The sequence below is a fragment of the Fastidiosipila sp. genome (assembly GCA_012511175.1).
In the GTDB taxonomy this organism is placed as follows: Bacteria; Bacillota; Clostridia; order Saccharofermentanales; family DTU023; genus UBA4923.
On the sequence record JAAZGO010000002.1, the window covers coordinates 38,465 to 61,166 of the forward strand.

A 22,702-nucleotide genomic window follows, 5' to 3' on the forward strand; every position below is an offset into this window, starting at 1 on the left:
AGACCATGCCGGAACCGGACAGGCAGAATCCAGTTAAGGGAGGGACCCTTTACCTGGTCGCGACGCCACTTGGCAATGTCGGCGACATGAGCCCGCGCGCGGCGGAGATCCTCAATTCCGTTGACTACATCGCGGCCGAGGATACCCGGCGGGCGGCCCGCCTCCTGTCTTCCCTGGGGATCGGCAACCGGCTTGTCAGCTATTACGAACAAAATAAGGAATACCGGCACGGGATGCTTCTGGGTGATCTCAGGGCCGGCCGCACCATCGCCCTGATCTCGGATGCCGGCATGCCCTGCATCTCGGATCCCGGTGAGGCCTTGGTCCGCCTGGCTGTCCGGCACGGCATACCTGTATCGGTCATTCCAGGTCCTTCAGCGCTGCTTTCTGCTCTTGCGGCCTCGGGGTTGGATACCGCCCGTTTTGCCTACGAGGGTTTCCTGCCCGTCAAGGGCAAGGAACGTCGAACCCGGCTGGAGGCGCTGGCACTGGAGGGCCGCACCCTGGTCTTTTACGAGGCCCCGCACCGGATCAGAAAGACTTTGTCCGACCTGGCGGCCGCGGGCCTGGAACCGCGCCGACTGGTGATCGCCCGGGAACTCACCAAAGCCTACGAAGAGTTCATATACTTTACAGTCGGGGAGGCCGGGCCTTATTATGAAACAGTCCAGCCCAGGGGTGAATTCACCCTGGTGATTGAGGGCCTTGATGAATTCCGGGTCCGGACGGGACAAAAGACAGAAAATGAATGGCCGGAGGAAAAACTCAAAGCCCTCCTGGACGAAGCCCTTGCCAAGGGTTTGAAAACAGGTGAGGCAGCCATGGAAATTGCCATAAGGACAGGGGTGGGCCGCAACCGCCTCTACCAACTTGCTTTGGAGCTGGATCCGAATCAGCCCAAGACAGCTCAATCCGTCAAGGGACCTGATGGATGATCAATGAAGGGTGACGGCTGCCCCGCCGGAACCCATTGGAGGTGCAGGATGCCCGAAGAAAAATACTACATCACCACACCCATTTACTACCCCAGCGGCCAGTTGCATATCGGCCATTCCTATACAACCGTGGCAGCCGACGCCATGGCCCGCTACAAGCGTATGCGGGGGGCGGATGTTTTCTTTCTGACGGGCATGGACGAGCATGGCCAGAAGATCCAGCGGACTGCCCAGGAGGCGGGGATGAACCCGCAGGCCTTTGTCGACAGCATGGCGGTCGACATCAAAGCCCTTTGGAAACTCCTGGATGTCAGTTATGACGGCTTCATCCGAACCACCGACCCGCATCACGTCAAGGCGGTGCAGGCCATTGTCCAGCAGCTGAAAGACCAGGATGATATCTACAAGGGAAGCTACGAGGGTCTCTACTGCACTCCCTGTGAAGCCTTCTGGACGCCCAGCCAGGCGCCGGAAGGTGTTTGCCCGGACTGCGGCGGTCCGCTTGAGCCGACTGAGGAGTCCTGCTATTTTTTCCGGCTGTCCCGCTATCAGGACCGGCTCATGGAGCTTTTCACCCGGGAGGATCCCTTTGTGCTTCCCGCGTCGAGGGCCCACGAAATGATCAATAATTTTCTAAAACCGGGCCTGGATGACGTGGCTGTGACCCGGACTTCTTTTGACTGGGGCATTCACGTTCCCTTTGATCCGGATCATGTGGTCTACGTCTGGATCGACGCCCTGTCCAACTACATCACGGCCCTGGGGTACCCTGACGACCTCAGACTGTTCGACCGATACTGGCCGGCCGACGTTCACCTGATCGGCAAGGAGATTATGCGCTTTCATTCCCTGATCTGGCCCGCCCTTTTGATGGCCCTTGGCCTGCCCCTCCCCAGAAGGATCTTCGGACACGGCTGGCTGCTCTTGAAAGAAGGCAAGATGTCCAAGTCCAAAGGCAATGTGGTCGACCCGGTCATTCTGGTCGACAAGTACGGGGTTGACGCCATCCGCTATTTCCTCTTGCGCGAGGTGCCTTTCGGCGCCGATGGCGTCTTTTCCAACCAGGCCCTGATTGAGCGGATCAACAGCGACCTGGCCAATGATCTGGGCAATCTGCTGAGCCGGACAGCAGCCATGATTACACAGACTTTTCCGCAAGGGCTGCCCGCTGAACGCTTGGAGGAAGCGGTCGATCATGAACTCAACGGCCAGGCTGGCAGAACCCTGGAACTGGTTGAAAAGCACATGGAGCAGCTGGAGTTCAGTCTCTCTTTGGAGGCCATCTGGGCCCAGATCGGCCGGTCCAATAAGTACATTGATGTGACCATGCCCTGGATCCTGGCAAAGAATGAAGTTGATCATCCGAGGCTGGCAGCGGTCCTCTACACGCTTGCCGACAATCTGCGCCGGATTGCCGTCATGATATCGCCCTTTATGACGCGGACACCGGCCCGGATCCGGGAGCAGCTTGGCATTCCCGACTTTGATCCGAAAACCGGAATCGACAACACAAGATGGGAGTCGGCGGGCAAAAGCGGCCTCTACAGGGGCAATGACAAGGTCATCAAAGGAGCGGCCCTTTTCCCCAGAATCAATGTCGAAAAGGAACTCAAATCCCTGGAAGCCCTTCTGTCATGACGGTTTGGTTTGACACTCACTCACATCTGCAGGATGACGACTTCAATGAAGATCTCCAGGAGGTCCTGGACCGTGCCCGGGACGCGGGCGTCACACGGGTCCTGCTGGCATCTTCTGAAGAGAAAGATGCGGAAAAAGCCTGCCTGTTGACCTTGCAGAACGCCATGCTCTACGCCGCGGCCGGCATTCACCCGCATGAGGCGTCAGGCTGGAGCAAGGAAACCGCTGGCCGTCTTAAGGCACTGATCCGGGAAACCAATCGCCAGGCTGCCCTGCTCGGCCGGCACAAGGCGGTGGTCGCCATCGGTGAGATCGGCTTGGATTTTCATTATGATTTTTCCCCCAGGTCAATCCAGCACGCTGTTTTTCGCGCCCAGCTGGAATTGGCAAAAGAAGTTGACTTGCCGGTCATCATCCATATGCGGGAGGCCACAGCCGCCATGCTGGATGTTTTGACAAGCGCTTACAAAGACGGACTTTTTTCAAAGGATCATCCAGCCGGGGTCATCCACTGCTATTCGGGAAGCGCCGAAACCCTGCCGGCCCTGCTCGACTTGGGTTTCATGATTGGCTTCGACGGCCCTCTGACTTTCAAAAAAGCGAAAAAACCCCTGGAGGCCCTGGCGGCGGTCCCCATGAACAGGCTGGTTCTTGAGACGGATTCTCCTTGGCTGGCTCCCGCCCCTTTCCGGGGTAAACGGAATGAACCTGCCTACCTGCCCTTGATCGGAGAGAAGGCAGCCGAGATTTTGGGGCTGGGTCTGGATGAGCTGGCAAGCCGGACGACTGAAAATGCCTTAAGACTCTTCCGGCTTGACTGAAAACCTCCTTATTTTGCCAACTGAGGCGGCCCCAGGCCGCTTTTTTCTTCACCAAATCGTCCTTCAAGGGCATGGCACGCCATCCTCTTTTTCGACACTCCTCCTGCTCCTGCCCCTATCTTCAAAAGACGGGAGGGCAGACGGATGGACGGAAATAGGCAAGAAAAAAAGAAGGCAGGGAAGCTGGCAGCTGTCCTGGCAGTCACCCTGCTGGCAGTCTGCTTCACTTTGGCAGGCAGGAGCGCGCCCGTCAGTGCCTATACAGCAGGCCAGAGAAAGTCACTTTCAACGGCAGATCTGTCCACTTCAAGGGAGCGGATCCTCAAATCCGCGGCCGCCCACGTCACAAGGGCCAATCAGGTCGGCTATGGCTATAACCGGGTCCTGAACGGAGATCAGTACCTTCCGCTTGCCAGCTCCAGCCAGGGTTTTTGTTGTGTCGACCTGGTGACCCACGTGGTCTACACATCGACGGCTGTCCTGATCAGCGGCCGCTATCATTCCATTGAGGAAACCCTGGCGGCCCGCACCACTACAGTGCCAGCAATGGGCTTGTCTTTAATACACAGACGGTATCGACCTTGAAATCCCAGCTTCAGGCTATCCCCGCCCTTTATGCTTCCCTGGGCGCCGGGGTGAATCCATCCAGCCTGAAACTGGGAGACATTGTCCTTATGGGGGACAGGGACGGCTCCGCGCTGAATCATTCGGTCCTGGTCCTGGGAGAGATCACTTCCGGAGAAAATGCCCACATGAAGATTCCAGGCTTTAATGCCAAGACCTCCTATTTCATCAACATGAGCTCAGCGACGGGGGCCACTTATCAGAGTACCGACCGCTTCAACAAGGCCTGGAGTGCGGAGGCTCCCAACAAAGGCTATTTTATCAAGGCAGCCTACCGGCCGCTCTTTGACATCAAGCAGCAGGACCTGGGCGGTTTCAGTCTGAAAAAGACTGACGCCTTGACCGGAGCCGGTTTGCCGGGCGCCGTTTTCCGCCTGACGGATCCGGATGGGACAAGCAGGCAGATCAGCATGGTTTCTTCAGAATACCTATCGAACAAAGAATACCGGCCGGGCGTCTACACCCTTCAGGAAATTTCCGCCCCCCGCGGTTACCTGCTTGACCCCTCCGCCCACACCCTGATCATCAGATCCGACGAAATCAATGAAACTTACCGAAGCAATCCCCTGAAGAATTCACCAGACAAAGGAAAGATCGAAATCAGCAAAAAGGACGCAGTTACCGGCGCCGCCATCAAGGGTACCGTTTTTGAAGTCTCTCAATTTGCCTCTTTTCCCGCCTCCGCCACGCTCAGGCTGACCACCGGCACGGACGGGACGGCGACGTCACCGGACCTGATGCTCAGCGAGGGGGTGACGGCCTATGTAAGAGAAGTTTCGGTTCCCGCCCCCTACCTGCTCGATACACAGGTCAGACAGGCAGTGCTGAGGCGAAGCCAAACGGTGACCCTTGCACTCCAAAATGACAGGGCCCAGGGCAGGCTCAGTTTGAACAAGACCTGCTCATTGACGGGCAAACCTCTTGAGGGCGTGGTTTTTGAGATCAGAGACCGGGCAGGGGGGTTGATTGATTGCCTGATTACGGATCAGGACGGCCTTGCCGAATCCGGGGCATTGCCCCTGGGATCCTATCAGCTGATCGAAAGGGAGGCAGCCAAAGGCTATCTGGCCGATGAGAGGCCCAAGACTTTCGATCTCGCCTATGAAGACATGGTGACGCCGCTTGTCAGCGTTCATCTCGGGCTTGACAATCAACCGATCCGGGGAGCCATCCTGATCGAGAAGCTGGAAAAAGAAAGCGGAGTGCCCATACCGGGGGCTGTCTTTGAGATTCTTGACGAGGAGGGTGAACCCGTCCTCGATTATGAGGGGGAAGGGCTTCCGCTTCTGGTGAGCGACGGGGAGGGCAGGGTGCGGACCCCTGATCTTCGCTGCGGCCGCTATCAGATCCGGGAAGTTGAGAACCCTGAAACCTATTACCTCAATGAAGAGGTCTATGAAGTGTCACTTGTCCTGCATGAAGAAGTGGTCAAGGTCATGATTCCCAATGAGAAGGTCCAGGTCCGGATCCAGATCAGAAAATTTGACGAGGAATCCCTTGAACCGCTCCAGGGTGCAGTCTTTGAAGTGGTCAAAAACGGGGAGGGATCCCCGCCCGAACTGGTCGCATCCGGTCTGGTCACGGATGAAAAAGGGCAGGCCACAACAGACAGGTTTCTCCCTGTGGGGGATTACCGGCTGCTGGAGACGTGTCCTCCGGAGGGTTATTCATCCGGTGAAGATCTGTGTTTCCAAATCACGCGGGAGACGGGCAGCCTTCTTCTGGAACGGGGCGGTCAGGCCATGGTTTTGCAGGTTGGCAATAAGCCTGTTGAGCTTGAAGTCTCAAAAAGAGGAACAGAAGGCGGCCAGGAGCTTGGGGGGGCAGAACTCCAGCTCATCGACAAGGAAAGCGGCCAACTGTTGGAGGAGTGGATTTCCTCCGGGGAGCCGCACCGGATCACCCGCCTGACCGTTCACCGGGCTTATGTTTTGGAAGAAAAGAAAGCGCCGCCCGGCTATGCCCTGGCGGAAGCTCTTAATTTTTCTGTTGAAGACAGCATGGAATGCCAGCAGCTGGTCATGCAAAATGAATTGACCTGTCTCCTGATTAAAAAACTGGATCAGGAAACAGGCGCTCCTTTAAGTGGCGCGGGCTTCCAGGTACAGAGTCTTGACGGGCAGGCTCTCTTCTTTTCCCAGGACCCGGAAAGGGGTGTTTATACCTGGGCACCTCACACGGGGAATGAGGGACAGGCGGCACTTGAAAGCAACCGGGAGGGGGAGGTCGAGATCCGGGGCCTGCCTGCGGGCAGCTACCGACTGCTCGAAGTCAAAGCCCCCCATGGATACAACCGGCCGCCCCAGACTCTTTCCTTTACCCTGCCACCGGAAGCGACTGCCGCTGATCCCTGCACCCTCCAGCTTCCCAACAGGCAGTCGGAGGTCATTCTCACCAAAATTGACGCCATGACCGGCAAAGCCCTGGCGGGAGCCCGGCTGAATGTTTTTAATGAATGCGGGGAAACAATTATTTCCGGCACAACCGACAAAAAGGGGCAGATCATCCTGGCCGGCTTGGCTCCAGGCAAGTATGAGGTCAGGGAGGAAACCGCTCCCAGAGGCTATCAGAAGTCAGAGGAGCTTCTGCTTTTCAGCCTGGATGAATTCGGGGAAACAAAAGGGGAGCTCATCTTAAAGAACCTGCCGCAAAAAGCACCCTCACCGGGCGCATCGCCCATCATTCCCTGCCTGATTCCTGCCCTGGCTGCACTGGCGGGAGGGGTCCTTCTCCTCATGGTTCTGACCAGGAAATACGGAGGAAAACGGGAAGACCAGAAGATTTAGCCGAAGAGGGCATTGCCAAAACGGATGATGCCCGAGGCCGCCAGGTAGACGATGATGCCGGCGCAGATGACCCCGGCCAGACAGGCCGCTACACTCTTTTTGAAATCCATGTCCAGAATGCTGGCCGCCAGAATGCCGGTCCAGGCACCGGTGCCGGGCAGGGGAATGGCGACGAAAAGGAAGAGGGCGTAATAAAGCCCCCGGCCTGCCTTGGCTAGAAGCTTGCGTCCGGCTGATTCACCCCGGTTTAAAAAGAAAGAAAATACGGGTCCGATCAGCCGTTTCTGGCTGCCCCAGACCAGAAGCTTCCTGGCGAAATAGAAGATGATGGGAACGGGCAGCATATTGCCGAGAAGGCCAACAATCATGGAAGGCAGAAGCGGCATGCCATGCGCGCTGGCGTAGAGGATGGAACCCCTGATCTCGATCAGGGGCAGCATGGCGATAAAAAAGATCCAAAAATATTTTCTGACCACGTTTCTGCAAACTCCCCGCGGCATCCAGCCGCGGCCGTCTGTACCACCTTATCATAATCAGCTTGTTTTTTAATATACAATGTGGGGGTGGAACGGAGGTTGGGAAGAGGTTTGACTCGGCGCAATCAAAACAAGGCAGGGCGGGTGCTGGCAGCGACCCTGGGCGTTCAGTTCTTTTCCGGTGTCCTTTATGTTTGGAGCATCTTCAAGGATCATCTGATCGCCCGCTACGGATGGGGTGACGCGGAGGCGACCATTCCCTACACGGTCTCGACCATTGTTTTCGCCCTGTCCATGTTTACGGCAGGCCTCCTGCTCGACAGGGCCGGACCCCGGGTCATGATCAGCGCCGGGGTCATATTGATGGGCGGCGGCCTCATTCTGTCCGGCTTTGCGGACTCTGTCTGGCTCTGGGCCCTTACCTTCGGCCTGATCACCAGCGCGGGGGTGGGTTTTTCCTATCTGACGGCAGCCCCGACGGTCATTCAGTGGTTCCCGCCTGAAAAACGGGGGGCCATCACAGGGCTGGCGGTCGCCGGCGTGGCGATTTCCCCGGTCATGATCTCCCCGCTGGCCAATTTTGCTCTGGGACACTTCGGTCTCAAGCACGGGTCGTGGATACTGGGCGCTGTAGCCCTGGTCATCCCGCTCACACTGGCGCAGCTGATTGCCAATCCACCCGCGGACTATCTGCCGGCAAATAATCAAAAGAACGAAGACGGACGTACTGAGCCAAACAGGAATGCAATGACCTGGCGTCAGATGATCCGCACCTTTGACTTTTACAAACTTTTTGCCATGTTTGCATTTTCCTCTTCGTCCGGCCTCATCATTTTCGGCCATATGACCCGGATCGCCAGGCTCCAGGCAGACTGGGACGGAGGCTACCTGCTCCTGATGCTGATCGCCGTCTTCAGCGCGGGAGGGCGTTTTCTGGGAGGCGTCATCTCCGACCACATCGGCAAGACAAATCTTTTGCGTGCGGTCTTTCTTTTGCAGGCACTGAACATGCTTGTTTTCCACCTGATGGACACAAGTTTCACGCTGGCTCTTGGCGTCGCGGTCGCTGGTTTGTGTTACGGGGCTACCTTCTCGGCTTTTCCTCTTCTGACAGCTGATTACTACGGAGTCAGGAACTTGGGAGCCAATTACGGCCTTCTCTTTATTGGTTGGGGAATGGGTGGCGTTTTGGGGCCCCAGATCGCCGGCAGTATTTTTGACGTGACGGGCAGCTACCATCTAGCTTACCGGCTGGCCCTGGGTTTGCTGATTGTCGCTTTCCTAATCTCATTTTCTCTTAGAAAAGAAAAAATCATCCGCCGGACCGTTAGCGGCATGGAAGGACGGGGTGGATCATGAATTTTGAAGACTTGATTGCTGAACTGAAAAAAGACGGCCTTGGAGGCTGTTCCCAAGTGATGGCCAAACTGGGACTGGAGCTGACCGGAAGGGAGAACCCGGACCTGATCCGGGCCATGTCAGGACTGACAGGCGGCATGGGAAGCAGTGGCAGCGCCTGTGGTGTCTTGACAGGGGGCGCCGCCACCTTGGGCTATTACATGGGCAAGGGCCAGATCGAAGATATTCCTCATCCGGATTACAAGGAGGCCATCCGGCGCTATGTGGACTGGTTCCGGGAGACTTACGGCACCGACCGCTGTGAGGAAATAATCCACGGGGATAAAGAATATTCAAGGAGGATCTGCCCCGGAATCATTGAGGCAGGCTACCATAAGATGACGGAAATCCTGGAAGAGTACGGGGTATTGAACGAGCCTTGCCAATAGAAAAAATCTTGGTAAATCGCTTGAAGGCAGGGGAAATACGCAAGGTGGATGCCAGCCCGACCAGAACCCGTGTCAAGGCAAATGGAAAAGACTAAATGATGCCATAGAAAATCGCGTCCCCTTGGAGTTGCTTTGGCTGATTCTCTTCTTCCAAACGCGGGTTCACGTCTAGACCCCAATACCGAACAAGCGCTGTGGGACGCTTTTGGAGGTGGTCATAGGTGACGTACTAAGAACTGGAAATTTCCTTTTGTCTATAATAAACCCAGGCGGCCTGCAAGCTTGCAGCAGTCAATATAGGCTGAAGACGTCTCGCCGTATCTTTCTTTTACGTCCGCTAACCTTTCTTGAACGTTTGTCTGTCGCCCGTCTGGGTTGACATGCAGATCAGCGATATTTAGTATCCTCAAGGGCTCTGAATCATAGGGCACATCAGGTTTACCATGGTAGAAAACTTCCTTCCAGTATTTGTACCCGTTGCGTTCCAATACTTTTCCTGCAATCTCTGCGTGTTGTCCAAGGCAGGAGGCATATTCATAGCCTACATCGTGGAGCAGCCCAAGCATAAACATGTCTTCAGCAAATTCCTCATTATCGGGATAGAGGGTGTTTGCGATTTCTTTCATCTTCCTTGCAACGCCCAAACAATGCAGCATTCTTCGCGTATCAAGCCTCAAAATACCACCTCTTATCTAAGATTTCTTTCCCCTGTTTCAAAATAATTTCGGACGTCCTTCAATCTTGTTTTCTGAGAGTCTGCCATGGGCAGCTTATCTGCATTTTCAAGTTCGATCCATATGAAATTTGTCGATTCTTGATCGAGTTTGGGGTGCCCTGAAACAATTACTCCAGCGTACAGCAAGGTAAACTCTTGTCTGATTTCCCCATCCGAGTACTCGACTTTGATGTTCGGGTCGGTATATGTTCCAATGATGTCAGTGATGCGAATTGTGTAGCCAGTTTCTTCTTTGACTTCCCTCAAAGCACAGGCTGTCATGTTTTCTCCAATCTCCAGTGTACCTCCCGGCATGGTCCATTTCTCATTGTCTTTCCTTTTAAGCAATAAAATACGATTGTTTTCCACAATTGCCACAGCAGCAGCCGGGCGTATGGCATTTGCCTTCGGCGAAGCCGGATCATATGAATAATCTTTCCTGATTTCACTTAAGCCCCCACGTATCCATTCTGCAACGATGTCATCCGCTTTGTAGCGATGTTTGTCATTAATTGATGGAACTTTGATGAAAAGGATTGTGGTGCCGCCTTTTGCTTTTTGTGCATAAATCGTACCTCTTTTGATAACAAAGAAATCCCCGCGCTTAAATTCATATTCAATATTCTTTTTGATATCCAGGTATTTGGTCCATCCCGACACCACGTAATGATACTCCGTGACGGTATCATGATAATGAGGGTCTTCCACTGAGAATTCCTTGTACTCCGTAAGGCCAATTTCCACTGCGGTATCTTGCAGATGCTCAATTGTTTGATTCTTGTGAAGATTTCCGACAAAGTACTGCCTGCTCATTTCCTTCAGTGCTTCATCAATTTGTGTTTTTGCGATCTTAGTAAATCCACTCATTTTTTCATCCTCGATCAAAGAAATAGCAAATAGAAGTCTTGGACATCTTTGCCAGCGATTAATCTGTCGACTATGGATACATTATATGAATAGTTCATCGATTGAGCGTCGAAGCGCAGACACTGCAACATTTCAAGTTCGGCGGCACCCGGAGGTTCGTGATCCAGAGTGAAAAGCATGCGGGCCGTTTTCGCGTTAATCGTCCCCCATGCATGGCCGATTCGGTGATAAATTGCCTCCGCCTGTTTGACGAGCAGATGCCCCTGGTCATGGCTCTTCTTCGACAAATGGAGCATGGCTTGGCCCAAAAAAGCGTGAGCGAGCCATCCCTGCAAGTTTCTTTGTGAAGCTAGGCACGCAAGTTTCTCGAAACAATACTGCGCCTCTTGGTATCGTTGAAGCTTTCGATAGATTTCTCCCATTGAACCAAGCAAGTAGAGATGGTAGCGTGTTTCAACATCAGAATCTATTCTCAGATACTTTTCACATAATTCCAATGCTTGTTCTGGCAAATCTTTGACAGCAAGCATGTCAGCCATTTTTCTTGCGGTTCGAACCTCTAAGGCATCATTGTGAGTCTCTTTCGCAAAGCGATCAGTTTTCTTCAACCACTTATCCGCCAGCTCGAATTCACCCGCCAATGGACTGAGGTTTCCTCCAATCAGGAACAATAGTTCACCATATTCTTCTTCAAATTCCGAGACATCGTCTTTCACGGCGAATTCCAAGGCTTCATGTATCAGCCCATCTACCGGGTAGCGGAACATCCCATGATGGATCCTCCTGATTGCCAACCGGAGAAGCTCTTTGTTTTTAATGATTATTTCCTGGGGAAACCTGCTCAATGTTGCGCCACAAATTGCGATGGCCTCTTCATAGTTCCCACCCAAGTGAACAATATCGACATAAATATTAATCAGATCGATTGGCAGGGTGAGTAAACCGTATTTCTCAATGATCATCCGTATAGTGCCCAGGACAAAGCTCTGTTCGCCGCGAAGCTGCAACTCCGCAATGAATTTGCGGTAAGATTCCTGGAACCAAGTGAAAAAAACACTCGCAGGCAATACCTCGCACTTGTGGTAGACCATCTCAGCAAACGGATCTTTCATCCTGTGACTCAGGAAAATTTCCTCATAATAGTCAGCCATGACCTGATGGATGTGTTGGGTGGTTTCAAAATCGATGTGTTTTTGTAAGCCCTTTTTCATCAACAAATGAATAAAATAGTGCTGTTTTTCTCTTGAAATGAAAGAGTAATCGTTAAATCCAGCGAATTTCGAGAGGGAATAGCCGGGAACAAACTGCCTGGCCAGAAGATCGAAAATTTCCCGCGTATAGAAGCGCGGAATTGACAGTACCTTCAGTAGCTCCACTTCGTTGCCTGAAAGATTATTTGCAAATCTCTCGATGATCTCAGAATAATCGTGTCCGAAATCGGATAGACAGGGCGTTCTTCCGCTGTTAACAATATCAGCATACGTTTTTAGAGCGAGCGAAAGATAAAAAGGGTATCCTTGACAGCTCTCGACAATTTTGTCAAGTATCGCTTCCTCCTTGATCCCCGCACTCAACAGGTATTCGTACGAGTAGGCGGTTTCCAGATTGCGAAGTTCACACATTTCAATGTACTCGTTCCATTCCTGCTCCCACCTTAGTTTTTCACGGCCGAAAATCACGAAAAGGCAGCCAGGAAAATACATGATAAAATCTTTAATCCATCTTTCACTTCTGTTCCTATGAATGCTATCACTCTCGTATGCGTTCAACGCTTCAAAAGTGTCAATAAAAAAGACGACATTCAGTTCTGGATTTTTTTGTTTTATGCGCTGCAAATCACGCTCAAAATATGCTGGCAGCCTTTCCTCAATTTCGATGATGTCCAAATCTTCAAAGCTTTGAAGATCACCCTTCATTGCTTCGTCCATTCGCAGCGTCTTGAAGCGGTCAGAAAGCCGGTCAAAGATATTTATTGCAACTTGGGTTATGCCACTATCAAAAAGTGATACAATGCTCAAACCGATATCGAATTTTTTGGATAATTCTTCTTTTTCCCTGCTGTACGCTGTATCAGGGTATTTTTTTTTAAAGTACATAGCGTATGCAATTTCAAAGAATTTGTAATGGAATTTGCTTCTACTTTCACTGCTGTCAACTAAACTGATAAGGGCATCCCCGGGGTTCCGATTTTCAGGTGAACTGAAATCCAGATGAAAACGGAGGGCATTTATGCCATACAGCTTGTCGTGTAAAGCGATGAGTTCTTTTTTTAATCTAGACTTCCCGATGCCGCCAACGCCGTGGTACATAACGATCTTGTAGTCATTGGTTGAACGGGAAAGGGCATCGGAGAATACTTTTATCTCACGCCCTCGGTTAACAAAGCGGTCGTCAATGGAAAATTTATTTTTGGAATGATCGAACGTGTGTTTTGGCCCTATCACACCATCTCCCCCTCCTCTATCCATTGATTCTGTGAACTGGTTCCAGTCAGTGTTCGCAAAGAGAGGCGATTCCCTCTGCACCCAAAAAAACGGAACATGTTGGAATGAAGGCCCAGACAACAGAATTGTAAAGCATTTTTTTTTGTATATCAACGTTTCAGGGCACCCTGGGATAATGACACGAGCGGATGGCACCGCCCGTTGTTGCTGCGTTCAGTCCCGCCAGTATGCCGCGGATAGAAGGAGGATTGTTGATGCCATCACGGGATAAGGCTCGTGTCGACAACCCTGGAATAACGCCTGGAAAGAGATTGAACTGGAAGATTATTTGAAATTTGATTCTTCCCAGGGCCTTTCAAAGCCAGAGGGCACCAACCTGCTGTTCCAAAGCCGTAGAAGAGGAGCGCAAAAACGTGAAAGCAGAGCAGTCGATGGCATACCTTTGGCATTCACTCTCCAACGCGTGGAATGATTGTCCAGGTCGGACCCGAACAAGCTTCAGGATTCCCTCTTTGTCCTGTGTGAACAATCTGGAAATCCGGTGCCCCTGCCGAGGCTACAACTCCTGCTGTCGCTAAACTTTGACGGTACCATCTTCAGCTGGTTAGGTATGAACAATCGGAAGGTATATGCTATTAGGAGAAGGCTGAGGTCATGCACTTCAATGAACGGCGCCTGTCGGAGGGGTGCCGTGCCGAACCGGCCATCTGTTTGAAAGGAGTTGTCCATGCGCTACATCTATGGTCCCGTCCCTTCCCGGAGAATGGGACTTTCCCTGGGTGTAAGCCCCATTCCCCAGAAAACCTGCAACTACTCATGCATCTACTGTCAGCTGGGGAGAACCACACGGATGACCAACACCCGCCAGCTTTTCTTCCCGGTTGGGGATATCCTCAAGGAACTTGATCAGGTTCTGGAAAACAAGATCAGCTTCGATGTGGTGACCCTGGTCGGCGAGGGCGAACCTACCCTTTATCTGGGCCTGGGCGAGCTGATCGCCGGCATCAAGGAGAGGACGGACAAGCCGGTGGCAGTCATTACCAACGGGGCTCTTCTTTGCGATTCCCAAGTGAGGACTGAGCTGTCCCTGGCCGACATTATCCTGCCCACGCTTGACGCATACGATGAGGCATCCTTCCGGGCGATCAACCGGCCGCATGGCAGCCTCCGCTTCGAACAGGTCAAAGAAGGCCTGATCCGTTTCTCAAAGGAATACAAGGGAAAGCTTTGGGTTGAAATCATGCTTATGGATGGCATCAACGATGATGACGCCTCCTTGCGAAAATTTGCCCAACTGCTAAGCCAGCTGCATTACGACAGGCTCTATCTCAATACCCCGGTCAGGCCGCCCGCGGAATCCGATGTCCGGCCCCTTGCGCCCGAAAAAATGAGGCACGCCGTCAATGTCCTGGGAGGCATCGCCATTGATCTTCTGGCTTCAGAGGGCTTCCACAGCGATATCCGGGACGATTACGAAGCTGTCAAGAGCATCATCAAGCGCCACCCCATGAACCAGCATGAAATTGAGAGTTTTCTTGCTGCACGCGGCAGGAAAGACGTGGAGCAGATTTTCAAACGCTTGAAAAGAGATGATAGTGTCGAGGTCATCACTTACAAAGGTTATGAGACCTACCGGCTGCGGCCAATGGGACAGATCAGCCATTGAACGGAAGGAGCCCGTCGGTTCAGCCTGAAAACCAATTTTCATATATAATGAAGGACAATCGCCCGGCACGCGCTTTTGACGCGCTTTTTTGGAGGAAGAAATGGATCCGTACGATTTTGCCTCAATCGAGAAAAAATGGCAGGACCGCTGGGAAAAGACAGGTGTCTTTCACGCCGACCAGCCCAGGAAAGGTTATGTGCCCGGCAAAAATAAATACTACTGCCTGGTGGAATTCCCCTATCCTTCCGGTGAAGGCCTGCATGTGGGTCACCCCAGAAGCTATACCGCCCTTGATCTGGTGGCCAGGAAAAAGAGGCTGGAAGGCTGGAATGTCCTCTATCCCATGGGTTGGGATGCCTTCGGCCTGCCGACTGAAAACTATGCGGTCAAACATAAGATCCAGCCGGCCATTGTGACCAGGGAGAACATCGCCCGCTACAAAAAACAGCTGCAATCCCTGGGCTTCAGTTTTGACTGGTCCCGGGAGATCAATACCACCGATCCCGCCTACTACAAATGGACTCAGTGGATCTTCCTGCAATTTTATAAACATGGCCTGGCCTACAAAAAAGAAATGGCCGTCAACTGGTGCCCATCCTGTCTGATCGTTCTGGCTAATGAGGAGGTGGTGGACGGCAAGTGTGAGCGCTGTGGCGCCGAGGTCACCCACAAACAGAAGAGCCAGTGGATGCTGAAAATAACAGAATACGCCCAAAGACTGCTGGACGGCCTTGACCAGGTTCACTTCATTGACCGGGTCAACACCCAGCAGCGCAACTGGATCGGCCGCAGCACAGGCGCTGAGGTCAGTTTTGGAACAACAGCCGGCGATGACCTGCCAGTTTTCACCACACGGCCCGACACACTTTGGGGGGCCACCTACATGGTCATGTCGCCCGAGCATGCCCTGCTCGGCCGGTGGCTGGACCGGGGGCTCCTGACCAGCCGTGAAGAACTTGAAGCCTACCGCAAGGAGGCCCAGCGAAAATCCGAGTTCGAACGGACAGAGCTGACCCGGGAAAAAACAGGGGTTCGCCTGGAGGGCGTCCGGGGCATCAACCCCGTCAACCGGGAGGAGATTCCCATCTTTATCTCGGATTACGTCCTGACCACTTATGGCACCGGCGCCATCATGGCCGTACCCGGGCACGATGACCGTGACTACGACTTTGCCAAAGCTTTCGATTTGCCCATCGTCTGTGTGGTTGAAGGCGGCGACATCAGCCAAGCAGCCTTTACTGACATTGAAACAGGCATCATGGTCAACTCCGGCTTTATCAATGGCATGAAGGTTCAGGACGCCATTGAAAAGGTCATTGACTGGCTGGAGACCGAAGGCATCGGCCACCGCAAGGTTAACTACAAGCTTCGGGACTGGGTCTTCTCCCGCCAGCGCTACTGGGGCGAACCCATTCCAATGATTTACTGTGAAACCTGTGGCTGGCAGCCCATGCCGGAAGAAGAGCTGCCCCTAGTGCTGCCGGAGGCCGAGTCCTTCCTGCCGACCGAGACCGGCGAGTCGCCCCTGGCCAAGCTGACGGACTGGGTCAAGACCCGCTGTCCCCAATGCGGTGGTTCCGGTACCCGGGAAACTGATACCATGCCCAACTGGGCTGGCTCCTCCTGGTACTTTCTCCGCTACACGGACCCCCACTGTGAGACAGGCCTGGCCTCCAGGGAAGCTTTGGACTACTGGATGCCCGTTGACTGGTACAACGGCGGCATGGAGCACACCACCCTGCATCTGCTCTATTCGCGTTTCTGGCATCAGTTCCTTTACGACCGGGGCCTGGTTCCTGTTCCCGAACCTTATCTTCGACGGACCAGCCATGGCATGATCCTGGGCGAAGGCGGGGAAAAGATGTCCAAATCCCGGGGCAATGTGGTCAACCCCGATGAGATAGTGACAGAGTACGGAGCCGATACCATGCGCCTTTATGAGGTATTCATCGGGGACTTTGAAAAGGCTGCCGTCTGGAGCACTACCTCCATCAAGGGCTGCTCACGTTTCTTGGAGCGGGTCTGGGCCCTGCAGGAAAAGGTGGTCGCCGGGAACGCCTACCGGCAGGAAACGGAAGTCCTGATCCACCAATCCATCAAAAAAGTGACAGGCGATATCGATACCCTGAAAGGCAACACAGCTGTGGCCCAGCTTATGACCCTGACCAACAGGTTCTATGACCTGGAAGGGGTCAACGACGCGGAGTTCAGGACCTTCCTGATTCTCTTGAATCCCTTCGCTCCCCACATCACCGAGGAGATCTGGGAGCGGCAGGCTTATGGTGGAAGTATTACTGACCAGACCTGGCCCTCCTATGATGAGGCCAGGACGGTCGAAGATACGGTGGAAATCGTCCTCCAGATCAATGGGAAAATTAGGGCCCGGGTGGAAATCCCCAGGGATCTGGCTAAGGAAGAGGCCCTCCTGCTGGCCAGGCAACACGAACTGATTGCCCCCGAACTTGAGGGCAGGCGGGTAGTCAAAGAGATCTACGTGCCGGGCAGCCTGATCAACCTGGTGGTGGTCTCCTGAGACCTTAGCTGAGAGCAGTTTTCGATTGCTCTTATTTGACATCGCTTGCATAGCAGATCGCCAACATTGTGGCACTATTTGCTCTGGCTAGGGGTCGCGGTATTGGAGAATGTGTTATTTCCAAAATAGCGATGAAGAATTGGCGGAGAAGCATCTATCAGGGGGATCGATTGCTTTCACCTGCCGTCAATTGATTCAAGGACGTGAACCCGGCCAATTTGAAAGACCGATAGAAAGGAAGAATGTATGCAACAAGAGAACAAATCTCTTTGCCCTATTTGTAATGAACGATTGACATTGTTCAAAGAAACACTTCGTGGAATAAAAATCTGTTCAAAACACATGGCTGAAGCGGGGATATTCCCTGAGGACAGGGTTAACGAACCAGATGAATTCTACACTATTGAAGAAATTAAGTCACGCATTGAATACATTCGAACCAATACAGGTGAAGTTGGTGGGGGGAAGCAGACAATTTGCCCAATATGCAGGGATATCCTCGCGATGTCCCGGATAAAATTGCAGGGCGGGATAAAGATCTGTGAGATACATCTGAAAGAGGCTGGGTACGACCGCAACAATCCAAATTCGAAACCCTTTAGCCAGGTTTCCCTGGAAGAGATCAAAGAGTCCATCCGCTTGAAGTCGCCGGCTGAGGACTCTAATGAAATTTTTGAGCAGCGTTTTGATCCAGTGCCTCGGGAGGATGTAGAAAGATTCAAACGCACGAAGCAGATCGGCCAAATTATTGCTTTCGATGATGAAAATAAGAACTGGGCGCTTCTTTCACCGCCTGATGGCGAGATACGTCTGATACTTCCCTACGATACCATTATTGGGTTTGAATTGATTGAGGACGGCAAGACAATTGAACAAAAAGGCCTTGGCAGAGCTGTGGCAGGGGGTCTGTTATTCGGCGCGGCCGGCGCGATCGTGGGTGCAGTCACGACAAGTAAAAAAATTGATGAAATATGCCGCTATTTGAGGATTAAAATAACCTTAGATGATATTATCAGGCCTGCGGTTTATGCTGACATAATCACAGAAACAACGCCGAAGGAAACGGTCGCTTATCAGGAATCGTGGAATTATGCGCAGGAAATCATTTCAGTCCTGCAAAATATTATTGACAAATACCATAAGGTTGCAACGATCACAACAATTGAAGAGGTCAAGCAATTCAAAGAATTGCTTGATCTAGGGATTATTACGGAAGAGGAGTTTGTAAAAAAGAAGAAGGAATTATTGGGCCTCTAAGAGAGCCAAAGAAAAAATTCACTTGCGTAAGTGACAAGCATCACAAATACTTCAGAGTTAGCATCTGAATTTTTCAAGTCCACTTGACAAGGTTCTTCTCATGTGCGAGACTTGCCTATAATTGAATAACCCTCAAAGGCAGTGAAGGGAAGAGTAGGCTGGCTGGTGTCGGACAGAGAACCCGGTAAGGTGGAAGCGGGGCGGGACCGAGAGCTGAACATGGCCCCTGAGCCGCAGGGCTGAGCGAATGGTTAGGTCCTGACGGGTGCGCCCGTTACAGCGCCGGAGTATGATGGTACTCTCAGAGGCTTGAATCGTGAGGTTCAGGCGAATCCGGGTGGTAACACGACGTTGACAAGCGCTCGTCCCGGAACCTTGGAAGGTTCCGGGACGGGCGTTTTTTCTTGGAGGCGAAAGAGGAGCATTGAGTATTCTGGAAGTTAAAAATTTGAGCAAGTCCTTCCCCTTGGAGGGGGATACTTTGCGGGCAGTGGACCAAGTCAGTTTTTCGGTCGACGAAGGCGAAATCTATGGCCTGATCGGCCTGTCCGGGGCAGGAAAATCCACCCTGGTTCGCTGCTTGAATCTGCTGACCCGGCCCGATCAGGGTGAAATATGGTTTGACGGCCTGAACCTGGTGGATCAGCCGGAGGAGGTGCTCCGCGACAAGCGGAGGGAGATGGGTATCATCTTCCAGCACTTCAACCTCTTTATGAGGAAGACCGTCCGGGACAATGTGGCCTATCCCCTGCGTTTGTGGGGTAGATCCAAAACAGAGATCAAGGCCCGGGTTGACGAACTGCTTGACTACATCGGCCTTTCAGCCCATGCCAAATCCTACCCGGCCGAACTGTCGGGCGGCCAAAAGCAGCGGGTGGCCATCGCACGGGCCCTGGCCTTGAATCCCCGGCTTTTGCTGTCGGATGAGGCGACCTCGGCCCTGGATCCTGTCAACACTGAACTGGTGGTAACCATGCTTCGCAAGGTAGTTGACGACCTGGGGATCGCAGTCATCTTGATCACCCATCAAATGGAAGTGGCCAAGGTGCTCTGCGACCGGGTGGCAGTCATGGAAGAGGGGCGGCTGGTTGAAGAGAATACGGTTGAACAGCTCTTCCTGCAGCCCAGGGAGGCCGCGACCCGCCGCATGGTGCGTGGATTTGATGAGGACATCCCCCTGGAGCGCCTGGCTTCATTGACCTCAGCTCCCGTCTACCGGCTGGGTTTCCGGTCCGAATCGGTCAGGCGGCCCCTCATCTCCAATCTAGCCCGCCAGTACGAGCTGGATGTCAATATCCTGGCAGGCAACATCAATGCCCTGGTGACCGGTGACATTGGCTACCTGGTTGTGTCATTTGACGGGGACCGGGAAAAAGAGGAGACCGCCCTTGAAGCACTGAAAAAAGAGGGCGTTGAGATCCTGCGGCTGACCAACGCTCAGCGGGGAGGTTTGGTTTCATGAATGACTTTGTCAAAGCCACCTGGGAAACCCTCCTCATGGTCGGGGCAAGCAGCTTCTTCTCCGTTTTGTTAGGACTCCCCCTGGGCGTATTGCTCGTCCTGACAAAACCGGAGGGGCTGCTCCCCCGCCCACAGCTTTACCGTATCCTTGATTTCATTATCAATGTGCTTCGGTCTTTGCCTTTCATTGTCCTCATGATCGTTGTCTTCCCGCTTTCCCGTCTGCTGATCGGGCGGGCGACGGGGACAACGGCCACCATCGTGCCGTTGGCTGTTGCCGCCATTCCCTTTGTTGCCCGGATCATGGAACAGAGCCTGCTGGAAGTCGACACCGGGGTCCTGGACGCGGGCCTGGCCTGCGGCGCCCGGGTCGGTCAGCTGGTCAAAACCGTCCTCATCCCTGAGGCTTTGCCGTCCCTGGTCAACGGGGTGACCATCACCATCATCAACATCATCGGCAACTCGGCCATGGCAGGCGCTATCGGCGGCGGAGGCCTGGGCGACCTGGCTGTCCGCTACGGTCTTTACCGAAGGAACGCCGTGAAGCTCTATATCGCCGTTGCCATCATCATCCTGATCGTCCAGCTCGTCCAATGGGCGGGCAGGGCGCTCGAAAACAGCTTGCGCCGGGACTTACCCGTCGCTTCCCTATAAATGCAAAAGGAGAAAAACATGAAAAAGCACATTATCGGAATACTCACCATTATTTTGCTGGCGACTCTGCTTATTGCCGTGTCAGCCTGCTCCAAGAAACAGGACAAGCTGGTCATCGGAGTCAGCCCGGCACCCCACGCCGATATCGTCGCCCTGGTGGTCGATGAACTGAAAGAGCAGGGGATCACGCTTGAAATCCGCGAATTCAGTGACTACGTTACACCCAATATTGCCTTGTCGGACAAGGATATCGACGCCAACTACTTCCAACACATCCCTTACTTTGCCCACGAGAACAGTGTCGGCAAGTTCGGACTGGAAATCCTGGGAGGCATCCACATTGAACCCATGGGTCTCTTTTCAACCAAGCATGCCTCCTTGTCCGACCTGCCCGACGGCGCTGAGATCATGGTCCCCAACGATACCACCAACGAAGGCCGTGCCCTCCTGCTTCTCCAACAAGTCGGCCTGATCACCTTGAAAGAAGGTGTTGTCGGTGACGCGACGCCGAAAGACATCGTTGACAACCCCAAGGGATTGAAATTCACTGAAATGGATGCTCCTGCCATCCCGGAGACGTACCAGGATGTGGACGCGGCGGTGATCAACGGGAATTACGCTATTGAGCACGGCTTGAATCCGGTCAAGGAATCCCTGGCCATTGAAGATGAATCCAGCCCTTATGTCAACATCATTGCCGTCAAAGAGGGTGATGCCAAGCGTCCTGAACTGCAAAAGCTTCTGGAGGCGCTCCAGAGCGACAAGGTAAAAGCCTATATTGAGGAGAAATACGAAGGGGCTGTCGTACCGGCCTTCCAGACCAAAGAGGTCGCGGACAAACTGGCGGAGGAATACCGACCCTAGCGCGTTCGTTTAACTCTGTGCGGGATGCCTCTTTCCTTTTTCTCCTGATATGATGGGATCAGCCACAGGCATCCCGCACGCAAAACGACGGGCAAGCCAGCCTGAGAAAGTCATGCCTCTTCCATTTTGGGAGAAGCGAAACATCTGTTTAAACGAATGGGGTTAAGAGCTAATAGCCGTAGGAACCTTCAATGGATTCATCATTGACGATCCAGTCCTGGACTTCAATCTTGCGGTATTGATCCCGTGTATCACGGATATAGACGTATTTGATGCCGGCATTGATGATCAGGCGCTTGCACATGGCGCAGGAAGAAGCCTCTTTGATGTAGTCGCCGGTTGTGACTTCTTTGCCCACAAGGTAAAGCGAACTGCCGATCATCTCGCTTCGGGCCGCGCTGATGATGGCATTGGCTTCAGCGTGAACACTGCGGCAGAGTTCATAGCGCTCGCCGCGGGGTACCTGCAGGCGCTCCCTTGTGCAGTAACCCAGTTCATTGCAGTTGGCCCGCCCCCGGGGAGCCCCCACATAGCCGGTGGAGATGACCTCGTCATCCTTGACGATGACTGCCCCGTAATGGCGGCGGATGCAGGTAGAACGCTCGCTGACAACCTCAGCCAGATCCAGGTAATAGTTGGTTTTATCCCGGCGGGTAAAGACGGTTTGATCGCTCATGGTGCAGTCCTCACATACTCTTGCTGATTGCTAGAATAACACAGAGGCGGCCGCGATCCAGGACCAGATCGGCCCAGGTTCTGAGAAAAAATGGGTCTTTTATGCGGTAATGCCCCTGCTGCGGCGGATCCATGACGGCCCAGTCTGTGTCCATTTAGAGCCACGAGCCGCCTGACTGTACAGAATATCGTTTACGGATAAAGGTCGGAATCTCGTGCACAATGCACAGAACTTAATGCCGAAGTGCATTGATATGCCGACAAATACTTCATTATTCAAATAAAGTATAGTATCATATGTTTGAAATACGGTCATTTGCCGAACTTGCATTATTCCTGACGAGTAGGGATATCATCCTTGCGGGAGAGATGAAAATGCGCAAAACCATTGTGGCAATTCTGACAGTATTGATTTTCCTTTTGTGGGCGATTTCAACGCCGCCGGCGGAACCAGCCAGGAGAGCATCCGAAAAAATTCTTTTCCAGCAGATGATCAGGC

The 22,702-nt window shown here is 53.1% G+C and carries 18 protein-coding genes and 1 other annotated feature; of the genes, 13 read left to right on the forward strand and 5 right to left on the reverse strand.

Annotation, left to right across the window (positions count from 1 at the left end):
* Positions 1–5 precede the first annotated feature (5 nt).
* From rsmI to GX839_00310, 5 genes are all read left to right on the forward strand, one after another.
* Positions 6–935 carry a 16S rRNA (cytidine(1402)-2'-O)-methyltransferase gene (rsmI, locus tag GX839_00290; protein ID NLB03911.1) on the forward strand — a complete coding sequence of 310 codons (930 nt, stop codon included), beginning with the start codon at positions 6–8 and terminating at the stop codon, positions 933–935.
* 48 nt (positions 936–983) lie between these two features.
* Entirely contained in the window at positions 984–2,573 is a 1,590-nt protein-coding gene (gene metG, locus GX839_00295; protein ID NLB03912.1) for a methionine--tRNA ligase, read from the forward strand.
* A complete protein-coding gene (locus GX839_00300; protein ID NLB03913.1) occupies positions 2,570–3,394 on the forward strand; it encodes a TatD family hydrolase in 825 nt (274 codons plus the stop codon). Before metG ends, GX839_00300 begins: the two co-directional genes overlap by 4 nt.
* A gap of 144 nt (positions 3,395–3,538) precedes the next feature.
* Positions 3,539–3,979: a hypothetical protein gene (locus GX839_00305; protein ID NLB03914.1), complete on the forward strand. Its 441-nt coding sequence runs from the start codon at positions 3,539–3,541 to the stop codon at positions 3,977–3,979.
* Positions 3,976–6,804, forward strand: a complete 2,829-nt coding sequence (locus GX839_00310) for a hypothetical protein (protein NLB03915.1) — start codon at positions 3,976–3,978, stop codon at positions 6,802–6,804. The genes GX839_00305 and GX839_00310 overlap by 4 nt, the downstream gene beginning before the upstream one ends.
* On the opposite strand, the gene GX839_00315 is transcribed toward GX839_00310, so the two are convergent.
* Complete coding sequence (locus GX839_00315; GenBank protein NLB03916.1) at positions 6,801–7,280, reverse strand: small multi-drug export protein; 480 nt, start codon at positions 7,278–7,280, stop codon at positions 6,801–6,803. The genes GX839_00310 and GX839_00315 overlap by 4 nt on opposite strands.
* A gap of 111 nt (positions 7,281–7,391) precedes the next feature.
* On the opposite strand from GX839_00315, the gene GX839_00320 reads away from it, so the two are divergent.
* Positions 7,392–8,639, forward strand: coding sequence for an OFA family MFS transporter (locus GX839_00320; protein ID NLB03917.1), 1,248 nt, complete (start codon positions 7,392–7,394; stop codon positions 8,637–8,639).
* Positions 8,636–9,067 carry a C_GCAxxG_C_C family protein gene (locus GX839_00325; GenBank protein ID NLB03918.1) on the forward strand — a complete coding sequence of 144 codons (432 nt, stop codon included), beginning with the start codon at positions 8,636–8,638 and terminating at the stop codon, positions 9,065–9,067. Before GX839_00320 ends, GX839_00325 begins: the two co-directional genes overlap by 4 nt.
* A gap of 254 nt (positions 9,068–9,321) precedes the next feature.
* On the opposite strand, the gene GX839_00330 is transcribed toward GX839_00325, so the two are convergent.
* The 3 genes from GX839_00330 to GX839_00340 all read right to left on the reverse strand — a co-directional run bounded on the left by GX839_00330 (position 9,322) and on the right by GX839_00340 (position 13,093).
* A complete protein-coding gene (locus tag GX839_00330; GenBank protein NLB03919.1) occupies positions 9,322–9,693 on the reverse strand; it encodes a phosphohydrolase in 372 nt (123 codons plus the stop codon).
* A 62-nt stretch (positions 9,694–9,755) separates the two neighbouring features.
* Complete coding sequence (locus GX839_00335; protein ID NLB03920.1) at positions 9,756–10,649, reverse strand: NUDIX domain-containing protein; 894 nt, start codon at positions 10,647–10,649, stop codon at positions 9,756–9,758.
* A 14-nt stretch (positions 10,650–10,663) separates the two neighbouring features.
* Complete coding sequence (locus tag GX839_00340) at positions 10,664–13,093, reverse strand: tetratricopeptide repeat protein (GenBank protein NLB03921.1); 2,430 nt, start codon at positions 13,091–13,093, stop codon at positions 10,664–10,666.
* A 727-nt stretch (positions 13,094–13,820) separates the two neighbouring features.
* Between GX839_00340 and GX839_00345 the strand changes: the two genes are divergently transcribed.
* The 6 genes from GX839_00345 to GX839_00370 all read left to right on the forward strand — a co-directional run bounded on the left by GX839_00345 (position 13,821) and on the right by GX839_00370 (position 21,528).
* The gene (locus GX839_00345) at positions 13,821–14,759 is read left to right on the forward strand and encodes a radical SAM protein (protein NLB03922.1); all 939 of its coding nucleotides are present in this window, start codon (positions 13,821–13,823) and stop codon (positions 14,757–14,759) included.
* A gap of 100 nt (positions 14,760–14,859) precedes the next feature.
* Positions 14,860–17,292: a leucine--tRNA ligase gene (locus GX839_00350; protein ID NLB03923.1), complete on the forward strand. Its 2,433-nt coding sequence runs from the start codon at positions 14,860–14,862 to the stop codon at positions 17,290–17,292.
* Positions 17,293–17,538: 246 nt separating this feature from the next.
* Positions 17,539–18,549: a hypothetical protein gene (locus GX839_00355; protein NLB03924.1), complete on the forward strand. Its 1,011-nt coding sequence runs from the start codon at positions 17,539–17,541 to the stop codon at positions 18,547–18,549.
* Positions 18,550–18,681: 132 nt separating this feature from the next.
* Positions 18,682–18,922 (forward strand) — a binding site (T-box leader).
* A 57-nt stretch (positions 18,923–18,979) separates the two neighbouring features.
* Positions 18,980–20,011, forward strand: a complete 1,032-nt coding sequence (locus GX839_00360; GenBank protein NLB03925.1) for a methionine ABC transporter ATP-binding protein — start codon at positions 18,980–18,982, stop codon at positions 20,009–20,011.
* Positions 20,008–20,664 (forward strand): ABC transporter permease subunit, encoded by a 657-nt coding sequence (locus GX839_00365; protein ID NLB03926.1) that lies wholly within the window; start codon positions 20,008–20,010, stop codon positions 20,662–20,664. Before GX839_00360 ends, GX839_00365 begins: the two co-directional genes overlap by 4 nt.
* A gap of 18 nt (positions 20,665–20,682) precedes the next feature.
* Positions 20,683–21,528 (forward strand): ABC transporter substrate-binding protein, encoded by an 846-nt coding sequence (locus tag GX839_00370; GenBank protein NLB03927.1) that lies wholly within the window; start codon positions 20,683–20,685, stop codon positions 21,526–21,528.
* Positions 21,529–21,697: 169 nt separating this feature from the next.
* Here the strand turns inward: GX839_00370 and GX839_00375 are convergent, their stop codons facing one another.
* On the reverse strand, positions 21,698–22,204 hold the full coding sequence (locus tag GX839_00375) for a dCMP deaminase family protein (protein ID NLB03928.1): 507 nt from the start codon (positions 22,202–22,204) through the stop codon (positions 21,698–21,700).
* Positions 22,205–22,702: the final 498 nt, after the last annotated feature.

Coding starts and splice junctions, on each gene's coding strand:
- GX839_00365 (NLB03926.1), top strand. CDS start 20,008: ATGAATGACTTTGTCAAAGCCACCTGGGAAACCCTCCTCATGGTCGGG.
- GX839_00335 (NLB03920.1), bottom strand. CDS start 10,649: ATGAGTGGATTTACTAAGATCGCAAAAACACAAATTGATGAAGCACTG.
- GX839_00325 (NLB03918.1), top strand. CDS start 8,636: ATGAATTTTGAAGACTTGATTGCTGAACTGAAAAAAGACGGCCTTGGA.
- GX839_00370 (NLB03927.1), top strand. CDS start 20,683: ATGAAAAAGCACATTATCGGAATACTCACCATTATTTTGCTGGCGACT.
- GX839_00345 (NLB03922.1), top strand. CDS start 13,821: ATGCGCTACATCTATGGTCCCGTCCCTTCCCGGAGAATGGGACTTTCC.
- GX839_00375 (NLB03928.1), bottom strand. CDS start 22,204: ATGAGCGATCAAACCGTCTTTACCCGCCGGGATAAAACCAACTATTAC.
- GX839_00305 (NLB03914.1), top strand. CDS start 3,539: ATGGACGGAAATAGGCAAGAAAAAAAGAAGGCAGGGAAGCTGGCAGCT.
- GX839_00330 (NLB03919.1), bottom strand. CDS start 9,693: ATGAAAGAAATCGCAAACACCCTCTATCCCGATAATGAGGAATTTGCT.
- GX839_00300 (NLB03913.1), top strand. CDS start 2,570: ATGACGGTTTGGTTTGACACTCACTCACATCTGCAGGATGACGACTTC.
- rsmI (NLB03911.1), top strand. CDS start 6: ATGCCGGAACCGGACAGGCAGAATCCAGTTAAGGGAGGGACCCTTTAC.
- GX839_00355 (NLB03924.1), top strand. CDS start 17,539: ATGCAACAAGAGAACAAATCTCTTTGCCCTATTTGTAATGAACGATTG.
- metG (NLB03912.1), top strand. CDS start 984: ATGCCCGAAGAAAAATACTACATCACCACACCCATTTACTACCCCAGC.
- GX839_00350 (NLB03923.1), top strand. CDS start 14,860: ATGGATCCGTACGATTTTGCCTCAATCGAGAAAAAATGGCAGGACCGC.